Origin of the sequence: Streptomyces sp. NBC_00859 (genome assembly GCF_045161865.1) — a bacterium.
In the GTDB taxonomy this organism is placed as follows: domain Bacteria; phylum Actinomycetota; class Actinomycetes; order Streptomycetales; family Streptomycetaceae; genus Streptomyces.
The window spans coordinates 3,352,692-3,372,500 of sequence record NZ_CP108826.1 but is presented as its reverse complement, the minus strand read 5'-3'; the positions used below and the strand labels follow the sequence as shown (position 1 = coordinate 3,372,500).

Genomic DNA, 19,809 nt, shown 5'->3' with positions numbered 1-19,809 from the left:
CTGCCGGCTGTTGGGCAAGTCAGAAACCGTTGGTGTAGGCGAAGGACATGCGAAAGGTCCGGCGTAGAGGGTAAGACCCCCGTAGCTGAAACATCAACGGCTTGCTTGTGTGACTCCCAAGTAGCACGGGGCCCGAGAAATCCCGTGTGAATCTGGCGGGACCACCCGCTAAGCCTAAATATTCCCTGGTGACCGATAGCGGATAGTACCGTGAGGGAATGGTGAAAAGTACCGCGGGAGCGGAGTGAAATAGTACCTGAAACCGTGTGCCTACAAGCCGTGGGAGCGTCGCTGGCCATATTCTTCGGAATGTGGGTCGTGACTGCGTGCCTTTTGAAGAATGAGCCTGCGAGTTAGCGGTGTGTAGCGAGGTTAACCCGTGTGGGGAAGCCGTAGCGAAAGCGAGTCCTAATAGGGCGTTTGAGTTGCACGCTCTAGACCCGAAGCGGAGTGATCTAGCCATGGGCAGGTTGAAGCGGCTGTAAGAGGTCGTGGAGGACCGAACCCACCAGGGTTGAAAACCTGGGGGATGACCTGTGGTTAGGGGTGAAAGGCCAATCAAACTCCGTGATAGCTGGTTCTCCCCGAAATGCATTTAGGTGCAGCGTCGTGTGTTTCTTGCCGGAGGTAGAGCACTGGATAGGCGATGGGCCCTACCGGGTTACTGACCTTAGCCAAACTCCGAATGCCGGTAAGTGAGAGCGCGGCAGTGAGACTGTGGGGGATAAGCTCCATGGTCGAGAGGGAAACAGCCCAGAGCATCGACTAAGGCCCCTAAGCGTACGCTAAGTGGAAAAGGATGTGGAGTCGCAGAGACAACCAGGAGGTTGGCTTAGAAGCAGCCATCCTTGAAAGAGTGCGTAATAGCTCACTGGTCAAGTGATTCCGCGCCGACAATGTAGCGGGGCTCAAGCGTACCGCCGAAGTCGTGTCATTCCAGCACATACCCCCAACGGGGGCTGGGATGGGTAGGGGAGCGTCGTGTGCCGGGTGAAGCAGCCGCGGAAGCGAGTTGTGGACGGTTCACGAGTGAGAATGCAGGCATGAGTAGCGATACACACGTGAGAAACGTGTGCGCCGATTGACTAAGGGTTCCTGGGTCAAGCTGATCTGCCCAGGGTAAGTCGGGACCTAAGGCGAGGCCGACAGGCGTAGTCGATGGACAACCGGTTGATATTCCGGTACCCGCTTTGAAACGCCCAATACTGAATCCTCTGATGCTAAGGCCGTGAAGCCGTCCTGGACCCTTCGGGGAAAGGGAAGTGGTGGAGCCGTCGAACCAAGGTGGTAGTAGGTAAGCGATGGGGTGACGCAGGAAGGTAGTCCAACCCGGGCGGTGGTTGTCCCGGGGTAAGGGTGTAGCCCGTTGTCCAGGTAAATCCGGATGACATTAAGGGTGAGACCTGATGCCGAGCCGATTGTGGTGAAGTGGATGATCCTATGCTGTCGAGAAAAGCCTCTAGCGAGTTTCATGGCGGCCCGTACCCTAAACCGACTCAGGTGGTCAGGTAGAGAATACCGAGGCGTTCGGGTGAACTATGGTTAAGGAACTCGGCAAAATGCCCCCGTAACTTCGGGAGAAGGGGGGCCATTTCTGGTGATCCGATTTACTCGGTGAGCTGGGGGTGGCCGCAGAGACCAGCGAGAAGCGACTGTTTACTAAAAACACAGGTCCGTGCGAAGCCGTAAGGCGATGTATACGGACTGACGCCTGCCCGGTGCTGGAACGTTAAGGGGACCGGTTAGTCACATTTCGGTGTGGCGAAGCTGAGAACTTAAGCGCCAGTAAACGGCGGTGGTAACTATAACCATCCTAAGGTAGCGAAATTCCTTGTCGGGTAAGTTCCGACCTGCACGAATGGCGTAACGACTTCTCGACTGTCTCAACCATAGGCCCGGTGAAATTGCACTACGAGTAAAGATGCTCGTTTCGCGCAGAAGGACGGAAAGACCCCGGGACCTTTACTACAGTTTGATATTGGTGTTCGGTTCGGCTTGTGTAGGATAGGTGGGAGACTTTGAAGCGGCCACGCCAGTGGTTGTGGAGTCGTCGTTGAAATACCACTCTGGTCGTGCTGGATGTCTAACCTCGGTCCGTGATCCGGATCAGGGACAGTGTCTGATGGGTAGTTTAACTGGGGCGGTTGCCTCCTAAAGAGTAACGGAGGCGCCCAAAGGTTCCCTCAGCCTGGTTGGCAATCAGGTGTTGAGTGTAAGTGCACAAGGGAGCTTGACTGTGAGACCGACGGGTCGAGCAGGGACGAAAGTCGGGACTAGTGATCCGGCAGTGGCTTGTGGAAGCGCTGTCGCTCAACGGATAAAAGGTACCCCGGGGATAACAGGCTGATCTTCCCCAAGAGTCCATATCGACGGGATGGTTTGGCACCTCGATGTCGGCTCGTCGCATCCTGGGGCTGGAGTCGGTCCCAAGGGTTGGGCTGTTCGCCCATTAAAGCGGTACGCGAGCTGGGTTTAGAACGTCGTGAGACAGTTCGGTCCCTATCCTCTGCGCGCGTAGGAATATTGAGAAGGGCTGTCCCTAGTACGAGAGGACCGGGACGGACGAACCTCTGGTGTGCCAGTTGTCCTGCCAAGGGCATGGCTGGTTGGCTACGTTCGGAAAGGATAACCGCTGAAAGCATCTAAGCGGGAAGCCTGCTTCGAGATGAGTATTCCCACCCCCTTTGAGGGGTTAAGGCTCCCAGTAGACGACTGGGTTGATAGGCCAGATGTGGAAGCCCGGTAACGGGTGGAGCTGACTGGTACTAATAGGCCGAGGGCTTGTCCTCAGTTGCTCGCGTCCACTGTGTTAGTTCTGAAATAACGAACGACCGTGTTGTATCCGGTGTTGGTTAATTTCATAGTGTTTCGGTGGTCATTGCGTTAGGGAAACGCCCGGTTACATTCCGAACCCGGAAGCTAAGCCTTTCAGCGCCGATGGTACTGCAGGGGGGACCCTGTGGGAGAGTAGGACGCCGCCGAACAATTTTTAGCCTCAGTCCCGGACCGTTATGGTCCGGGACTGAGGCATTTTTGCGTTTATGGTCAGGGTATGCGCTACGACCTGGTCATCTTCGACAACGACGGCGTCCTTGTGGACAGTGAGCCGATCTCCAACACGATCCTCGCGGGATACCTGACCGAGCTGGGTCACCCCACCTCGTACGACGAGTCCCTCCGCGACTACATGGGTGCCGCCGTGCACCGCGTACACGACACCATCCTTGAGCGGACCGGCCAGCAGCTCCCCGAGGACTTCGACGACACACTGCACGCCCGCGTCTTCGCCGCCTTCGAGGCGGAGCTGCAGCCGGTCGCCGGGGTGGCCGACGTCCTCGCCGACCTGGTCGCCCAGGGGGTGCCGTACTGCGTCGCGTCCTCCGGCACCCACGAGCGGATCCGGGTCGGGCACCGGGCCACCGGACTCGACGAGTGGTTCGAGGACGAGTGGATCTTCAGCGTGCAGGACGTCGGCCGTGGCAAGCCGGCGCCGGACCTGTTCTTCCACGCCGCCCAGCAGATGGGCGTGGCGGCGGAGCGGTGTGTCGTCATCGAGGACAGCCCGCTCGGAGTGGCGGCCGCTCACGCCGCGGGGATGGATGTGTACGGGTTTACGGCGATGACTCCCGCAGAACGTCTCGCCGGGGCGAACGGCTTCTTCTCCCGGATGCCGGAGCTGCCGCAACTCCTTGCCTGATCCATCTACCCACGGGTAGGCGAGGGGCCTACTGTGCCGCCATGACGACAGATGTTCGCCTGCGGCACGGCAGGGCCTCCCTGGGGCTCAGCTTCTTCGCGCAGGGCGCCGCGTTCGCTCTCCTGGTGACGCGGATCCCCGCCATCCAGGACCGTTACGGGATATCCGACGGCCTGCTTCCCGTCTTCCTCGCCGCGGTGCCGGTCCTCGCCGGTGTCAGCAGTGTCGCCACCGAGCAGCTCGTGAAGCGGGTGCGGCCCTCCGTCGTGCTGCGCTGGGCGCAGCCCGTGGTGCTGCTGGCCCTGCTCGGCGCCGCGGCCGGTACCGAGCTGTGGCAGGCCTCCCTCGCGCTCGGCGTGTTCGGGCTCGGTGTGGGGGCGCTGGACGCCTCCATGAACATGCTGGGGGTGAGTCTCCAGCGGGCGTACGGGCGCAGCATCATGCTCGGGTTCCACGCCGCGTACAGCCTCGGCGGGATCGCCGGAGCCTCACTGGCCTGGGTCGGGGCGCACTGGCATCTGTCGCTGCTCAGCTCGTACTGGCCGGTCGCCGTGGTGCTGCTGCCCGTCTGCCTGGTGGGGAGCCGCTGGTACGCGGACGCGCGGGACGCCGGTGTCGCTGCGGGCGATGTGGAGGCGGGCGTTGTACGGGCGGGCGGTGGTGCCGGTGGTGGTGTCGTCTTCCGGTTGCTGCTGCCTCTCTGCCTGGTGATGGCTTTCGCGTACATCGGCGACTCGACCGTCTCCAACTGGAGCGCCAAGTACCTCCAGGACGTGCTGGGAAGCTCCGAGCAGCTTTCCACCGTCCCCTACAACGTCTACATGGTGACCACGCTGCTGGGCCGGGCGGTCGGAGACTTCGGGGTGCGGCGGTTCGGGGCGGTGGCCGTCGTACGGTTCGGGACCGTCGTCGCGGCTGCCGGGTTCGGTGTGGTCGCCGCCGCGAGCGGCCCCTGGGTGGGGATGCTCGGGTTCACCCTGCTGGGGTTCGGGCTCTGTGTGATCGTGCCGCAGACGTTCGCGGCCGCGGGGCGGCTGTTCCCGGAAGCGTCCGACGCGGCCATCGCCCGGCTCAACATCTTCAACTACGTGGGGTTCCTCGTCGGGTCGCCGCTGGTGGGGGCGATCGGCGACGCGTGGAACTACCGGGGGGCGATGCTCATACCGATGGTGCTGGTGCTGGCGACCCTCGTGTACGCCCGCTCGTTCGGTCACGGCGACGCCCGATACGGTGGCGGGCATGAACGGCCGCGGACTGTTGATGTGGGACCAAGCAGTAACGAGGTATGACTTCGGGCCCGGTCACCCGATGGATCCGGTGCGGCTCGCACTGACCATGGGGCTGGTCCGGGCGTACGGACTGGACGGTGCGGTCGATGTAGTGGCCGCCAGACCGGCCGGGGACTCCACCCTGAGGCTCGTGCACCGCGCGGACTATCTGGAGGCGGTGCGGGCGGCATCGGCCGATCCCGGGGCGGCCGACATCTCGTACGGCCTCGGAACGCCCGACGACCCTGCCTTCGCCGGGATGCACGAGGTCTCCGCGCTGATCGCCGGTCAGTCGGTGGGCGCTGCCGAAGCGGTGTGGCGCGGGGAGGCCGCCCACGCGGTGAACTTCGCGGGCGGACTGCACCACGCGATGCCCGGCGCCGCATCCGGATTCTGCATCTACAACGACGCCGCCCTGGCCATTGCCCGGCTTCTCGAACTGGGGGCTGAGCGCGTCGCGTACGTCGACGTGGACGTGCACCACGGGGACGGGGTGCAGGAGGCTTTCCGGGACGATCCTCGTGTGCTGACGATTTCGCTGCACGAGCATCCCCGGACGCTCTTTCCCGGTACGGGTTTCCCGACCGAGACGGGAGAGGGCGCGGGGGAGGGGTCTGCGGTGAATCTGCCGCTGCCGGCCGGGACCGGTGACGCCGGGTGGGTGCGGGCGTTCCACGCGGTGGTGCCCGAGCTGCTCGCCGACTTCCGGCCGCAGGTGCTGGTGTCGCAGCACGGCGCCGACACACACTTCGAGGACCCGCTGGCCCATCTGGCGGTCTCGCTGGACGCGCAGCGGGCGGTGCAGGTCGCCTGCCACGAACTGGCCCACGAGTACGCCGACGGCGGGCGCTGGGTCGCGCTCGGCGGGGGCGGTTACGCGGTGGCCGACGTCGTACCGCGGTCGTGGACGCATCTGGTGGGGATCGCCGGGCACGCGGAGATCGAGCCGGAGTCGGTGATTCCGGCTTCCTGGCGGGACGAGGTGTACGCGCGGACGCGGGGGACGGGGCCCGCCCGGATGACGGACGGCCGGTGGCCGGTGGCCTGGCGTTCGTGGGACGAGGGGTACGACCCGGCGGACCGGCTGGACCAGGCGGTGCTGGCCACCCGGCGGGCGGTGTTTCCGCTGCGGGGGCTGTTGCCTTAGCGGGCAGCGGGCAGCGGGGTTCGGTGCGGCTGGTGCTGGTGCTGGTGCTGGTGCTGGTGCTGGTGCTGGTGCTGCGGTGCGGTTCGTGGGGCGCCTGCGGTGGGCTCGTTCGCTGTCCCCGCCTTGTCCCTTCCAGGCGCCTGGGGGCGAGCCCCGGGCGCCCGTGGTCTCTCCCGGCTGACGCTGCGGTCCCCACGACGGGCTCGACTGTGCCGGGAGAGGGCAGCCGTGCCTCCCGGGGTGTGCTCAGGCGGCGTCCAGGTCTCGCGTCGGGTTCTCGTGTGGCGTTACGCCAACGGTGCCGGATATCCACGGTTCCCGCCCGGTCCCGCGGCCATTGCGGCACCATCGGCAGGGTGTTGACCACCGGCGCCCTCCGCGCGCATCTGTTGGCGGCCAGGCTGGCCGGGCCCGTGGCCACCTCGCGGGAGGTGAGTCTGCGCAGTTACCGGCTCTTCGCGGCGCGCGACCCGCGTGTGACCCTCGGCATCCACCCCGAACGGGTCTGGGACGAGCGGGAGTTGCTGGGCCTGATGGCCGAGCGGTGCGGGGTGTCCGGAGATCCGGGGCATGTGTCGGGGCCCGATGTGATCGACCCGGAGCGGACGCTGGCGGCGCTCGACGCGTTCGCCGCGCGGCTCGGCGCGGCTGTGGCGCGGGGGGCCTGCGTGCTGTTCGGGACGGGGCATCCGCACCGGCTGCTCGGTTTCTACGCCGCGCTGGCAGACGCCTTGTCGGCGGCCGGATGTACTGTCCTCACCCCCGCGCAGGGCCACAGTGTCGACATAACGACCCGGTTCGGCGTACGCACGTACCTGCTGGAGTACGAACGGGGAGTCGCGCTGATGCGCGAACCCGGCGTGCGAGTGCCGGGGAGTGAGCCCGGCGCACATACCCATTCCCCGCTGCCGGTCCGGGTCGCGCTGGAGGCCGCGGCGGGGGGCTCGTACGGCCTTCCCGGTCTGGTCGTCGGCGATCACGGATGGGTCTGCGGGGCAGGTCAGCTGGGGGTCGAGGCCATCGGCCTCGCGGACACCGACGATCCCGCGCTGTTCGTCGGTGAGGCGGAGGGGCAGGTCTCCGTGGCCGTTCCGATTGATGACGCGGTGCGGCCCGACTACTACCGGCCCCTCACGCGCTATGTACTCAATCGCGCGCTTCTGTCCCAGTAGGGAAGGGGTGGTTGCTCCTCTTCCCCACTCGTATCACCCGCACCTAGTCTGATGAGTGAGCGCGCCACGACGAAGAGTCACCGGAAGGGGAAGCCGGTGCCCCGTCGGGTGCGGAAGGTTCAGGTGGGTCATGGCTGCTGGGAGTGAGAGGCCTCTCAACGAGGTCAGGTTCCTGACCGTGGCGGAGGTCGCCTCGGTGATGCGTGTGTCCAAGATGACCGTGTACCGGCTGGTGCACAGCGGTCATCTGCCGGCGATCAGGGTGGGCAGGTCCTTCCGGGTCCCGGAGCAAGCAGTGCACGAGTACCTCCGCGAGTCTTTTGTGGGGGTCCCGACCGCCTAGGGAAGTCCGGGGTTTCCCCTCGGATTACGTCCCTCACTCGGCGGCAGGTAGGCTAGGCCGACGTAGGTCGTGTGGGCCCAGACGCCCCGCACCGAGTGAAGAGAAGTGAGCGAGGGTAGTCGTGGGCTCTGTTATCAAGAAGCGGCGCAAGCGGATGGCTAAGAAGAAGCACCGCAAGCTGCTCAAGCGCACCCGCGTTCAGCGTCGCAACAAGAAGTAAGCGGCAGCTGTACGTGGTTCTGAGGCCCTCCCACCAGCATGGTGGGAGGGCCTCTGCGCGTTCCTGGGGGTAGATTTCCGGTGACTTCACGCAGCGCATCACCAGTACAGCGCGACAGCGAGCCGCTACGGTGGCCGTACGGGAGTCCGAATGGGAAGGCGCTGATCTTGGGCAAGGTCGTGCTCGTCACCGGGGTGGCCCGGCAGCTCGGTGGCCGGCTCGTGCGCCGCGTACTGCGGGACGCCGAGGTGGACCGGGTGATCGCGGTGGACATCGTGGAACCCGCGCACGGACTGGGTGACGCCGTCTTCGTACGGGCGGACATCCGCCAGCCCGCCATCGCCCGGGTGCTCGCCGAGTACGACGTCGACACGGTCGTGCACATGGACGTCACGGGCACCCCGCTGGGCACCGGTGGCCGGGCGACGGTCAAGGAGACCAACGTCATCGGCACCATGCAGCTGCTCGGTGCCTGCCAGAAGTCTCCGACCGTCCGGCGTCTCGTGGTCAAGTCCAGCACCAACGTGTACGGGGCGGCGCCGCGCGACCCGGCCGTCTTCACCGAGACGACACCTCCCAAGTCCCTGCCGAGCGGCGGTTTCGCGAAGGACGCGGTCGAGGTCGAGGGCTATGTGCGGGGCTTCGCCCGGCGCAGGCCCGATGTGGCGGTCTGTGTCCTGCGCTTCGCGAACATCCTGGGTCCGAGCACCGAATACCCGCTCGCCGAGTACCTGTCGCTGCCGGTGCTGCCGACCGTGTTCGGTTATGACCCGCGCCTCCAGTTCGTCCACGAGGACGACGTCATCGACGTACTCCGCCTCGCGCTGGGCGAACCGCCGCGCGGGACGCTCAACAGCGGCACCTTCAACATCGCCGGCGACGGTGTGCTGCTGCTCTCGCAGTGCTCACGGAGGCTCGGCCGGCCGACCGTTCCGGTACTGCTGCCCGCCGTGAACTGGGTCGGCTCCGCGCTGCGGACCGTCGGGGTCACCGACTTCTCGCCGGAGCAGATCCGGCTGCTCACCCATGGCCGCGTCGTCAGTACGGCGCAGATGCGCGAGACACTGGGGTTCGTGCCGAGGTACACGACGGCCGAGACCTTCGAGGACTTCGCGATCGGCCGGGGGGACGGCCTGCTGCCGCCCAGGGCGCTGGCGCGGGTGGTCGACCGGGTCGCTGCCTTCGCCGAATCCATCGGTCCGGCCGGACCCGCCGCCGTCGGCCGGCCTGTGAACTCCGCCCACTCCGTCAGCAAGGAGCGCATCTGACATGGCCGATGCCAAGGTCATCCCTTTCGGCGACGAGCCCAGAGCGAGGCGAATCAGGAACGGCAAGGCCGCCAAGCGGCCCGGGGCGCGCGGCAGGGCTGTCCCTGGGCCCCTCGCGCCCGTACCGGAGCAGCAGGCCGGGCCGGAGCCGTCCGGCGCGGCAGAGCCGCCGGCTGAGGCGCCCGAGAGGGAAGCGGAGGACCGTGCGGTGGCCGGCGGCGCCGACTGGGACCGGCGGATCGCCGGCGGGCTCGCGTTTCTGCGGCGGCGGATCACCGGTGAGTACGACGTCGACGAGTTCGGGTACGACGAGGAACTCACCGACCAGGTCCTGATGTCGGTGGTGCGGCCGCTGTACGAGAAGTACTTCCGCGTCGAGGTGAAGGGCATCGAGAACATCCCGTCCGACGGCGGGGCGCTCGTCGTCGCCAACCACTCGGGGACGCTGCCGCTCGACGGGCTGATGCTGCAGATGGCCGTCCACGACCAGCACCCAGCGGAGCGCCATCTGCGGCTGCTCGCGGCCGATCTGGTCTTCATGCTGCCGGTCATCAACGAACTGGCGAGGAAGGCCGGGCACACGCTGGCGTGCGCCGAGGACGCGGAGCGGCTGCTCCAGCGCGGTGAGGTCGTCGGGGTGATGCCCGAGGGGTTCAAGGGAATCGGGAAGCCGTTCTCCGACCGGTACAAGCTGCAGCGGTTCGGGCGGGGCGGCTTCGTGTCGACCGCGCTGCGGGCCGGGGTGCCGATCGTGCCGTGCTCGATCGTCGGGGCCGAGGAGATCTACCCGATGATCGGCAACGCGAAGACGGTGGCCCGGCTGCTGGGTTTCCCGTACTTCCCGGTCACGCCGACGTTCCCGTGGCTGGGGCCGCTGGGGCTGATGCCGCTGCCGACGAAGTGGACCATCCAGTTCGGTGAGCCGATCCCGACGGACGGGTTCTCCCCGGAGGCCGCCGAGGACCCGATGCTGATGTTCAACCTGACGGACCAGGTGCGGGAGCAGATCCAGCACACGCTGTACAAGCTGCTGGTGCAGCGGCGGTCGGTCTTCTTCTGACCGGGCTTCTTCCGACCGGTGCCGGAACGGTCCGGCGCGGGGTGCCGACAGGCCGACGCGGGAAAGTGCCGGGCCCGTGATGTTCCGGGCCCGGCACTTTGCCTCGCTGATGTCCTGCGGGTGTCCTGGTGTCCTACGGGGCGTCCTCGCTGTTGATGCCCAGGCCCGGGAGCAGGCCGGGGAGCAGCGGGGGGAGTGTGACGTCCGGGGCGGGCTTGGTGCCCTCGCCGGACTTGCCCGTGTCCTGCGACGAGGAGGACGAGCCGCCGCTGCTCTTCGGCGGGTCCAGGAGGCCACCGGTGCTGCCGCCGATCAGTCCCTGGTCGGCTCTGCCGCTCTCGGAACCGGAAGGCTTCGGCCGGGTGTTTTCCCTGCGGCTGTGATCGGGGGCTGCCGAGGTGGGTCCGGGACGGTCGGTCCCGGGGGTGCCCTGCCTGGAGGTGTCCGGTTGCCCCGGGGTATGGGGAATGCCGGGGGTGCGCGGCAGCTGCGACTGGAGCGGGCTGACCTCCTGGTCTATGGCGTCGAAGACCGAATTGACCTGGTTTCCCACGTCGTCGAGCTGGACGGGCAGCCGGCCCCGGAGCTTGCTCCAGGCCTCCCGGTGCGAACGGGAGAACGAGGAGAGTGTCTGGATCGGTGCGAGTGACCCGTCCCTCGTGTATGCCTCGTGCAGCAGCCGGTGGCCTTCTCCGGCGTCGTGGTTCATGCCGTTCAGCGCGCGTCTGACTTCGCCCAGTTGCTCGTGGTCGAGCCGGCCCGCCCGGTCGCGCTCCATGAGGCGGCGTGCCTCCTGGAGACGGGTGGAAGCCTGGTCGAGGTAGATCTGGCCGCGGGCGGCATCATCGTTCGCCATCCCCAGCTTGAGATCTTCCATGCCGCGCTTCAGCCCGTACAGCGAATCACCGGGGAGGGCGTCGGAGCTGGCAGCTGCGACGCCGCTGAAGGCTCCGGCTGCGACGCCGACGGTGAGTCCGCCCGCAGCGAGGCCCTTCGACCAGCGGGAGCGGGGGCGCAATTTCCGGAGCGGGGACGCCCGGTGGGCGCCTCGGCCGGTCCGCTGTTCGGGCACCTGAGGGCCCTCGGACACACCTCCCCCCGCGAGCATCGTCTCCATGGCGGCGACGAGCTGGGCTCGCTGCACCATTTTGACCTCAGGATCCAGCTGCGGTTTCGGTAGCTCTTCGAGACCGGTCACCAGGGCCAGCAACTGCCCTTGGGTGCTCGGTTCGGTGGGAGCTTCGGGCTGGTCGGCCGCCGAGCCCTGGAGTGTCTGCTCTTCCAGGGCCTGGGCGAAGGCGTTCGCCCGCCGGTGTGCCGAAACTTGTCCGATCACTGGCGGCACCTCCTCTCGTCATGACGATCGACTCCCCTCGGGGTCCGGAAGGTTGCCCACCTTGAGCGCTTCCACACGATCGGGTGAACACTTGCGGGCGTGGCTTGACCACAGGGAGCCTGCATCCCACTCAACGAGCCGCACGGCCCTTGGGTTACGGACGAAGGATGATCGGACCGCAGTGTCATGAGGCTGTCACTGAGGGTGAGTTGCGATCAGCGCGCGTCATCGGGAAGGAGCCGTGCCAGCGTGCGGACGGCACGGTACTGGAGCGTCTTGATGGCGCCCTCGTTCTTGCCCATGGCCCGTGCCGTCTCGGCGACGGAGAGCCCTTGCAGGAAGCGCAGGGTCACGCACTCCTGCTGCTGTGGATTGAGCTTCCGTACGGCTTCGAGCAGGGCGGCGTTGGAGAGGGACTCCAGGACGGAGTCCTCCGGGCTGCGCTCGACCTCGTTGGCATCGAGCATTTCTCCGGTGGTCACTTCCAGCCGGAAACGGCTCGACTTGAAGTGGTCGGCGACCAGGTTCCGGGCGATCGTGACCAGCCAGGCGCCGAAGTCGCGCCCCTGCCAGGTGAAGGTGGAGATTCGGCGCAGGGCGCGCAGGAAGGTCTCACTGGTGAGATCCTCCGCCGTCGCCTTTCCGCCGACGCGGTAGTAGATGTAGCGGTAGACCGTGTCGCTGTACTGGTCGTAGAGCCGCCCGAAGGCGTCGGCCTCGCCGGCCTGAGCTCGTTCGACGAGGTCCATCATGCGTGCGCTGTCGCTGTCGGCCGCAGGCCGACGGGCGGTGGACGTGCCGGTGCCGCCGCGGCTGCGTCTGCTGACGGCCGCACCGCCATCGGCGAGGGCGTAGCAGGGGCCGGCAGGTGCGGCTGTGGCGAATGCGGGGACGGCGTACGCGGTGGGGACGAAGCCGCGCAGCTGGTCAAAGACCGTTGCGCGCAGCGTAGCCAGGCCCGAGGCGTCAACCCCGACGTGTGGGTACACGGGACTCCCAGAGGCAGAGCTTCCATCACGTGCAGTGCTGGATGATTCACTCGACGTGATGGCGAGTGAGGTCCGGTATGCGTCTGAGGAGAATAACGCTTCGTACAGGCAGCGCTACACCCAGTTGCTCAAATCATCGATTACGTCGCTTCTGTTACGCCTACGCGTCGGATCAAGTAGCACTTCGTGACCGTTTATTGATCGGATAGCCCCACGATCCGTTTGATTGAGGGGTCACTTGTGCGCGAGTGGCCGCAACAGGACTGGCGGCGGGCGCAGGGGGGTAAGAAGTTCGATTTGCCGCGTCCCGCCGGAGTGGCGTGGCGGCGGACGGCCGCCGGGAGGGCTGTTGACGCCCCGGTCAGCGCCGGCTGACGTTCCGGCCGGCCGGAACGCGTGCGGGCCGTGCTGCGGGCCGCACGGGGGTGACGTACGTGCGGTGACGTACAGAGGGGTGACGTACGGGCAGGGTGCGGGCGGCGTACGGGTTCAGTGGCGGCGGCGGTGCAGGGCGACCGCCGCCGCGGTGCCGCCCGCCAGCGCGCCGACCCCGGCGGCTGCCGGGATGCCGACCCTGGCGGCCTTGCGCCCGGTCCGGTAGTCGCGCAGCCGCCAGTCGCGTTCGCGGGCGTAACGGGCCAGCTTTGCGTCGGGGTTGATCGCGTACGGGTGCCCGACGAGCGAGAGCATCGGGATGTCGTTGTGCGAGTCGCTGTACGCGGCGCAGCGCGCCAGGTCGAGGCCCTCGGCGGCGGCGAGGGCCCGTACGGCCTCCGCTTTCGCCGGCCCGTGCAGCGGCTCGCCGACGAGCCGGCCCGTGTAGACGCCGTCCATCGACTCCGCCACGGTGCCGAGTGCTCCGGTCAGGCCGAGGCGGCGGGCGATGATCGTCGCGGTCTCCACGGGGGCGGCCGTGACCAGCCAGACCCTCTGGCCCGCGTCCAGGTGGGCCTGGGCGAGGGCGCGGGTGCCGGGCCAGATGCGGTCGGCCATGTACTCGTCGTAGATCTCCTCGCCGATGGACATCAGCTCGGAGACGCGGTGGCCCTTGACGATGGACAGGGCGCTCTCACGGGCGTCCTGCATGTGTTCGGGGTCCTCGACACCGGCCAGCCGGAACCAGGTCTGCTGCCAGGCGAACCTGGCCAGCTCGCGGCGCTGGAAGAACTTCCGCTTGTACAGGCCGCGGCCGAAGTGGAAGATCGCGGCGCCCTGCATCACGGTGTTGTCGAGGTCGAAGAAGGCGGCGGCCAGGCTGTCCCCCGCTACGGGGAACTCGGGCTCCGGGGCGGCCTCTTCGCCGAGCCCCTCGATGGTGCCCGCATCGGCGGGCAGCGGCTCCTGCGAGGTCTTGCGGGCTGCTTCGGCTGCGGCCTCGCCCGCCAGCACGCTGCGTGCTGTCGCCGAGCGCCTACGAGGGGTGAGCCATCCCAGTGCGGCCATGGTGCGAGCATAGCCAGTCCGGCGGAGGGTTCTTCACCTGACGGAATGCGGTGGCGTGAACTCTGGGTGTGCGGATGTGTATCCGGCGTGCGCCGGCCGGCCCGGACGCGGGTCCGCCCGAGGGGTCCCGGTGCGTCCGGTCCGCCCGGAACCGCCCGGCGCGGCTGCCGGGCGAGTCCCTCGCGCGGTGTGGCCGTACGGGCGGCGGACAATGGCGGTATGAGTCCTCTGTTCCGCCGCAGCGCCGGTAAAGGGAATCCCGCCGAGCGGGTCGTCACTCTGGTCGGGAAGCCCGGGTGCCACCTCTGCGACGACGCACGTGCCATCGTCGCGGCGGTGTGCGCGGAGGCCGGCGCGGCGTGGGAGGAGAAGGACATCACCCAGGACTCCGCGCTCAACGAGGCGTACTGGGAGCAGATCCCCGTGGTCCTCGTCGACGGCGAACAGCACACCTTCTGGCGGGTCGACCCCGACCGGCTCCGCCACGCGCTGCGTTCCTGAGGGGCCCGCTCCCGGCGGGGCCCGCTGCTGAGGCCGGTCGTTCCTCGCGGGAGACCCCGGCCCTCAAAGACGGTTACCATCGTGGGCGATTTGAGCGGTCTCGGGGGCGTAGGCGTGAGGAGTGTGTGCGGTTTTGCCCCCTTTGGGATCTCAACGCATCGGATCGGCCCGCGGTTCCGTCAATACGCTGCCGAAGTGCGTGACCCCGGTCACTTTGCACGGACAAAACGGACACCATCTTTGTGCACGCGTTCACAAAGACATAGCCTGCATTCGACGGGGCGGTCCTGCTGCATATGGCCGCCTGCAGCCTCGCTCATCCCGCAGGAGCACCGTGGCAACTGGCCGAACTCACCGACCGGCGACCCGTAGCCGAGGAATCCCCGAGGCCACCGTCGCCCGACTTCCGTTGTATCTCCGCGCCCTCACCGGCCTGTCGGAGCGCTCCGTGCCCACGGTCTCGTCCGAGGAGCTCGCCGCCGCCGCCGGGGTCAACTCCGCGAAGCTGCGCAAGGACTTCTCCTACCTGGGTTCGTACGGGACCAGGGGCGTCGGGTACGACGTCGAATACCTCGTATACCAGATCTCGCGTGAGCTGGGTCTCACCCAGGACTGGCCCGTCGTCATCGTCGGTATCGGTAACCTCGGCGCCGCGCTCGCCAACTACGGCGGATTCGCCTCGCGCGGCTTCCGGGTCGCCGCGCTGATCGACGCCGACCCCGCCATGGCCGGGAAGCCGGTGGCCGGGATTCCGGTCCAGCACAGCGACGACCTCGAGAAGATCATCTCGGACAACGGTGTCTCCATCGGCGTCATCGCCACCCCCGCGGGTGCGGCGCAGCCGGTCTGCGAGCGGCTCGTCGCCGCCGGTGTCACCTCGATTCTGAACTTCGCTCCCACCGTGCTCTCGGTGCCGGAAGGCGTCGACGTGCGCAAGGTGGACCTCTCCATCGAGCTGCAGATCCTCGCCTTCCACGAGCAGCGGAAGGCCGGGGAGGGGGCGCTCGCGGCCCCCGACGCCGACGCGCCGCCGATGCGGGGCGGCGCGCACGCGGCCGCGGCGGCCGCCGCCGCGCACACCGTGAACGCCCGTACCGCCCGCGCCGACCGGAAGGGACCCGACGGGGACATGCCCGCCGTGATGCCGGCATGAGTCTCCTGGTCGTCGGAGTGAGTCACCGCAGTGCGCCCGTCAGCGTGCTGGAGCGGGCCGCGCTCTCCGCTGATGCGCAGGCCAAGCTGTTGCAGGACACGCTGGCCGCCGAGCCCGCTGCCGAAGCCGCGACGCTGGCCACCTGCAACCGCATCGAGCTGTACGCCGACGTGGACAAGTTCCACGCGGGCGTGGCCGAGCTGTCCACGCTGCTCGCCCAGCACTGCGGTGTCGGGCTCGAGGAGCTCACTCCCTATCTCTATGTGCACTACGAGGACCGGGCCGTCCATCACCTCTTCTCGGTGGCGTGCGGGCTCGACTCCATGGTCGTGGGCGAGGGCCAGATCCTCGGCCAGATCAAGGACGCTCTCGCGCTCGGCCAGGAACTGCACACCGCCGGGCGGCTGTTGAACGACCTGTTCCAGCAGGCCCTGCGGGTGGGCAAGCGCGCGCACAGCGAGACCGGGATCGACAGGGCCGGGCAGTCGCTCGTCACCTTCGGCCTCGAGCAGCTCGCAGGTGGTACGGATGTGGCCGGCTGGGCCCGCGGCAAGCGCGCCCTGGTGATCGGCGCGGGCTCCATGTCCTCACTGGCCGCCGCGACACTGGCGCGTGCGGGGGCCGCGGAGATCGTCGTCGCCAACCGGACGCAGGCGCGTGCGGAGCGGCTCGCGGAGATCCTCGGCGGCGCCGGGGTGAGTGCGGCTGCCGTTCCCATGAACGCCGTCGACGAGGAGCTGGCCCGCGCCGACCTGGTCGTCTCCTGTACGGGAGCGACCGGTCTCGTGCTGAGCGCCGAGTCCGTGGCCCGCGCGCTCGGCGAGGAGTTCACCCCCGCCGGACCGGCCGCGCAGGACGCGTCGACCGCGCGCACCGCGGCGACGCCCGCGGTGCCGGCCGCCGACTCGTCCGCGGTACCGGCGGCCGGTGCGGTCCTCGACGTGCCCGCGGACGCCACCGCTGCCGCGGCCGCGGTGCGCGCGGTCGACGCGCTTGAGCAGCACGGCGCCTGGGCGGGGTCCACCGCGCCCGCGGCGCCCGTCGCCCGTACCGTGCCTCGCCCCGCCGGTGACGGCCCGCCGCCGCGCCTCGCCCTGCTCGACCTGGCGATGCCGCGCGACATCGACGCCGCGGTGCACCGTGTCAGCGGTGCGCGGCTGGTCGACATCGAGTCGCTCGCCGACGCTTCGGCCGACGCGCCCATGGCCGCCGATGTCGACGCCGTACGGACCATCGTCTCGGACGAGGTCGCGGCGTTCGGCGCGGCGCAGCGGGCCGCCCACATCACTCCGACCGTTGTGGCCCTGCGCACCATGGCCGCCGGCGTGGTCGCCGGTGAGATCGCGCGGCTCGACGGGCGCCTTCCCGATCTGGACGACAAGGAGCGTGCCGAGATCTCGCAGACCGTGCGCCGTGTCGTCGACAAGCTCCTGCACGCGCCCACCGTGCGGGTGAAGCAGCTCGCGAGCGAGCCCGGCGGTGCCGGCTACGCGGACGCGCTGCGGGAACTCTTCGACCTCGACCCGTTGACGGTCGCGGCCGTCAGCAGGGCCGATCTGACCGACCTGAGCAACACAGACGTCAAGAACCGAGGGCGGGCATGACCGATGCCTTGAGGCTGGGGACCAGGCGCAGCAAGCTCGCCATGGCGCAGTCAGGACAAATCGCCGAGGCGGTGCGGCAGATCACCGGTCGCCCCGTGGAACTCGTCGAGATCACCACGTACGGGGACATCTCCCGTGAGCACCTCTCGCAGATCGGCGGGACCGGTGTGTTCGTCACCGCCCTGCGCGATGCGCTGATGAGCGGCGAGGTCGATTTCGCCGTGCACTCGCTGAAGGATCTGCCGACCGCCCAGCCGGACGGTCTGGTGCTGGCCGCGATCCCGGTCCGCGAGGACCCCCGGGATGTGCTGATCGCACGGGACGGGCTGACCTTCGAGCAGCTGCCGGACGGTGCCCGGGTGGGCACCGGCTCGTCGCGCCGGATGGCGCAGCTCAACGCGTACGCCCGCGACCACGGGATGCGCATCGAGACCGTGCCGATCCGCGGCAACATCGACACCCGCATCGGATTCGTCCGCAGCGGGGACCTGGACGCGGTGGTTCTCGCCGCGGCCGGGCTCCACCGTGCCGGCAGGGCCGACGAAGTGACCGAGTACCTGCCGGTCGACATCATCTTGCCCGCCCCCGGCCAGGGGGCCCTGGCGGTCGAGTGCGCGGCATCCCGCGCTGATCTCGTCGCCCAGCTCGCCGAGCTCGACGACCCGTACACCCGGGCCGCCGTGACCGCCGAGCGATCCCTGCTCGCCGCCTTGGAGGCCGGTTGCAGTGCGCCTGTTGGCGCACTGGCCGACGTCCTGGCCGACGGGCAGGCTGTAACCGAGATGCGCCTGCGCGGTGTCGTCGGCTCGACCGACGGCTCCACGCTGGTGCAGCTGTCCACCACCGGTCCCGTACCCACGTCGCACGAAGGCAACGAGGCGCTCGGACGCGAACTCGCGTCCGAGATGCTGGCCAAGGGTGCGGCCGGTCTTATGGGGGAGCGAGCACGATGAACCCCACCTCGAACCTGCCAGCCGCCCTTCCCGCACACGGGCACGTCACCTTCCTCGGTGCCGGACCCGGGGATCCGGGACTTCTCACACTGCGCGCTGTCGAAGCGCTCGCGAGTGCGGACGTACTGATTGCTGAGCCGCATGTGCTCGATGTCGTACGCAGCCATGCGCGGGCGACCGTAAGCACGCCTCAGCTGACGGTTGTTGACGAAGCGTCAACAGCCGCCGGAATCCCGGCCATCCGAGATGCGGGCAATCTTGTCATGGAGGCCGCACGGGGTGGCAGGCGGGTCGTCCGTGCTGTCACCGGCGACCCCGGACTCGACGGGAACTCCGGCGAGGAGATGCTCGCCTGCGCATCGGCGGGAATCCCGTTCGAGGTCGTCCCGGGTGTCTCGACGGCGGTGGGTGTCTCCGCGTACGCGGGTGTGCCGCTGCGTGACGCGCAGGGCACCGACGTCCGCTTCGTCGACGCCCGTACCGCGTCCGACCGCTGCTGGAGCGAGGTCGGCGCGAGCGACGCGACCGCGGTCGTCTCCACGACGCTGGACTCGGTCGGCGCGACCGCCGGTGAGCTGGTCGCGGCGGGCCGCAAGCCCGACACCCCGATGTCCGTCACCGTCGCCGGTACGACCACCCGCCAGCGCACCTGGTCCGCGACGCTCGGCACGGTCGCCCAGGTGCTCAAGCAGGCGAAGGTGCTGCCGTCGCCGGACGGCCACCAGCCGGTCATAGCCGTGGTCGGCGAGCGCAGCTCGGCCGCCAGGCGCGACCAGTTGTCGTGGTTCGAGTCGAAGCCGCTCTTCGGGTGGCGGGTGCTCGTTCCGCGTACGAAGGAGCAGGCGGCCTCGCTCTCCGACCAGCTGCGGTCCTACGGCGCTGTGCCGCACGAGGTCCCCACCATCGCCGTGGAGCCGCCGCGCACCCCGCAGCAGATGGAGCGCGCGGTCAAGGGCCTGGTCACCGGGCGGTACGAGTGGATCGCCTTCACCAGCGTGAACGCCGTCAAGGCGGTGCGGGAGAAGTTCGAGGAGTACGGGCTCGACGCGCGTGCCTTCGCGGGGATCAAGGTCGCCGCCGTGGGCGAGCAGACCGCGGCCTCGCTGGTCGAGTTCGGCGTCAAGCCCGATCTCGTCCCGAGCGGTGAGCAGTCGGCCGCCGGTCTGCTGGAGGACTGGCCGCCCTACGACCCGGTCTTCGACCCGATCGACCGTGTCTTCCTGCCGCGCGCGGACATCGCCACCGAGACGCTGGTTGCCGGGCTCATCGAGCTGGGCTGGGAGGTCGACGACGTCACCGCGTACCGCACGGTGCGTGCGTCGCCGCCGCCGGCCGACACGCGTGAGGCGATCAAGGGCGGTGGCTTCGACGCGGTCCTCTTCACCTCTTCGAGCACGGTCCGCAATCTGGTGGGCATCGCGGGCAAGCCGCACAATGTGACGGTCATCGCCTGTATCGGCCCGGCCACGGCCAAGACGGCCGAGGAGCACGGGCTGCGGGTGGACGTGCTCTCGCCGGAGCCCTCGGTGCACAGACTCGCGGAGGCGCTCGCCGAGTTCGGCGCGCAGCGCCGTGAGGCGGCCAGGGAAGCGGGCGAGACGGTCACCCGCCCCAGCGAGCGCCGTCCGGGCGGTCGCAGGCGGCGCACCACCTGA

General features: G+C 68.4%; 16 protein-coding genes and 2 rRNA genes (1 of these 18 cut by a window edge). 15 read left to right on the top strand and 3 right to left on the bottom strand.

What is annotated here, in order from left to right; translation table 11 throughout:
* The 10 genes from OG584_RS14495 to OG584_RS14450 all read left to right on the top strand — a co-directional run.
* Nucleotides 1-2,789, top strand: a 23S ribosomal RNA gene (locus OG584_RS14495) (it extends 339 nt beyond the left edge of the window).
* Nucleotides 2,790-2,867: 78 nt separating this feature from the next.
* Nucleotides 2,868-2,984 (top strand): 5S ribosomal RNA (gene rrf, locus OG584_RS14490).
* Between the two features lie 68 nt (nt 2,985-3,052).
* A complete protein-coding gene (locus OG584_RS14485) occupies nt 3,053-3,697 on the top strand; it encodes an HAD family hydrolase (protein WP_405778236.1) in 645 nt (214 codons plus the stop codon).
* A 41-nt stretch (nt 3,698-3,738) separates the two neighbouring features.
* Nucleotides 3,739-4,986, top strand: a complete 1,248-nt coding sequence (locus OG584_RS14480) for an MFS transporter (protein ID WP_405778235.1) — start codon at nt 3,739-3,741, stop codon at nt 4,984-4,986.
* Nucleotides 4,937-6,112, top strand: coding sequence for an acetoin utilization protein AcuC (locus OG584_RS14475; protein ID WP_405778234.1), 1,176 nt, complete (start codon nt 4,937-4,939; stop codon nt 6,110-6,112). The genes OG584_RS14480 and OG584_RS14475 overlap by 50 nt, the downstream gene beginning before the upstream one ends.
* A gap of 356 nt (nt 6,113-6,468) precedes the next feature.
* On the top strand, nt 6,469-7,284 hold the full coding sequence (locus OG584_RS14470) for a phosphatase (RefSeq protein ID WP_405778233.1): 816 nt from the start codon (nt 6,469-6,471) through the stop codon (nt 7,282-7,284).
* Between the two features lie 130 nt (nt 7,285-7,414).
* Nucleotides 7,415-7,627 carry a helix-turn-helix domain-containing protein gene (locus OG584_RS14465; protein ID WP_405778232.1) on the top strand — a complete coding sequence of 71 codons (213 nt, stop codon included), beginning with the start codon at nt 7,415-7,417 and terminating at the stop codon, nt 7,625-7,627.
* Between the two features lie 121 nt (nt 7,628-7,748).
* The gene (locus OG584_RS14460) at nt 7,749-7,847 is read left to right on the top strand and encodes a 30S ribosomal protein bS22 (protein WP_003948845.1); all 99 of its coding nucleotides are present in this window, start codon (nt 7,749-7,751) and stop codon (nt 7,845-7,847) included.
* 167 nt (nt 7,848-8,014) lie between these two features.
* Nucleotides 8,015-9,115: an NAD-dependent epimerase/dehydratase family protein gene (locus OG584_RS14455; RefSeq protein WP_405778231.1), complete on the top strand. Its 1,101-nt coding sequence runs from the start codon at nt 8,015-8,017 to the stop codon at nt 9,113-9,115.
* Between the two features lies 1 nt (nt 9,116).
* A complete protein-coding gene (locus OG584_RS14450; RefSeq protein WP_405778230.1) occupies nt 9,117-10,175 on the top strand; it encodes a lysophospholipid acyltransferase family protein in 1,059 nt (352 codons plus the stop codon).
* A 133-nt stretch (nt 10,176-10,308) separates the two neighbouring features.
* On the opposite strand, the gene OG584_RS14445 is transcribed toward OG584_RS14450, so the two are convergent.
* From OG584_RS14445 to OG584_RS14435, 3 genes are all read right to left on the bottom strand, one after another.
* Nucleotides 10,309-11,511 carry a DUF5667 domain-containing protein gene (locus OG584_RS14445; RefSeq protein WP_405778229.1) on the bottom strand — a complete coding sequence of 401 codons (1,203 nt, stop codon included), beginning with the start codon at nt 11,509-11,511 and terminating at the stop codon, nt 10,309-10,311.
* Between the two features lie 215 nt (nt 11,512-11,726).
* Nucleotides 11,727-12,500, bottom strand: a complete 774-nt coding sequence (locus tag OG584_RS14440; RefSeq protein WP_405778228.1) for an ECF subfamily RNA polymerase sigma factor, BldN family — start codon at nt 12,498-12,500, stop codon at nt 11,727-11,729.
* A gap of 489 nt (nt 12,501-12,989) precedes the next feature.
* Nucleotides 12,990-13,943: an HAD family hydrolase gene (locus OG584_RS14435; RefSeq protein WP_405778227.1), complete on the bottom strand. Its 954-nt coding sequence runs from the start codon at nt 13,941-13,943 to the stop codon at nt 12,990-12,992.
* Between the two features lie 219 nt (nt 13,944-14,162).
* Between OG584_RS14435 and OG584_RS14430 the strand changes: the two genes are divergently transcribed.
* From OG584_RS14430 to OG584_RS14410, 5 genes are all read left to right on the top strand, one after another.
* Nucleotides 14,163-14,444, top strand: coding sequence for a glutaredoxin family protein (locus OG584_RS14430; RefSeq protein ID WP_405778226.1), 282 nt, complete (start codon nt 14,163-14,165; stop codon nt 14,442-14,444).
* Nucleotides 14,445-14,778: 334 nt separating this feature from the next.
* Nucleotides 14,779-15,597, top strand: a complete 819-nt coding sequence (locus OG584_RS14425; RefSeq protein ID WP_405778225.1) for a redox-sensing transcriptional repressor Rex — start codon at nt 14,779-14,781, stop codon at nt 15,595-15,597.
* Entirely contained in the window at nt 15,594-17,201 is a 1,608-nt protein-coding gene (locus tag OG584_RS14420) for a glutamyl-tRNA reductase (protein ID WP_405778224.1), read from the top strand. Before OG584_RS14425 ends, OG584_RS14420 begins: the two co-directional genes overlap by 4 nt.
* A complete protein-coding gene (gene hemC / locus OG584_RS14415) occupies nt 17,198-18,154 on the top strand; it encodes a hydroxymethylbilane synthase (protein ID WP_405778223.1) in 957 nt (318 codons plus the stop codon). Before OG584_RS14420 ends, hemC begins: the two co-directional genes overlap by 4 nt.
* On the top strand, nt 18,151-19,809 hold the full coding sequence (locus tag OG584_RS14410; RefSeq protein WP_405778222.1) for a uroporphyrinogen-III synthase: 1,659 nt from the start codon (nt 18,151-18,153) through the stop codon (nt 19,807-19,809). Before hemC ends, OG584_RS14410 begins: the two co-directional genes overlap by 4 nt.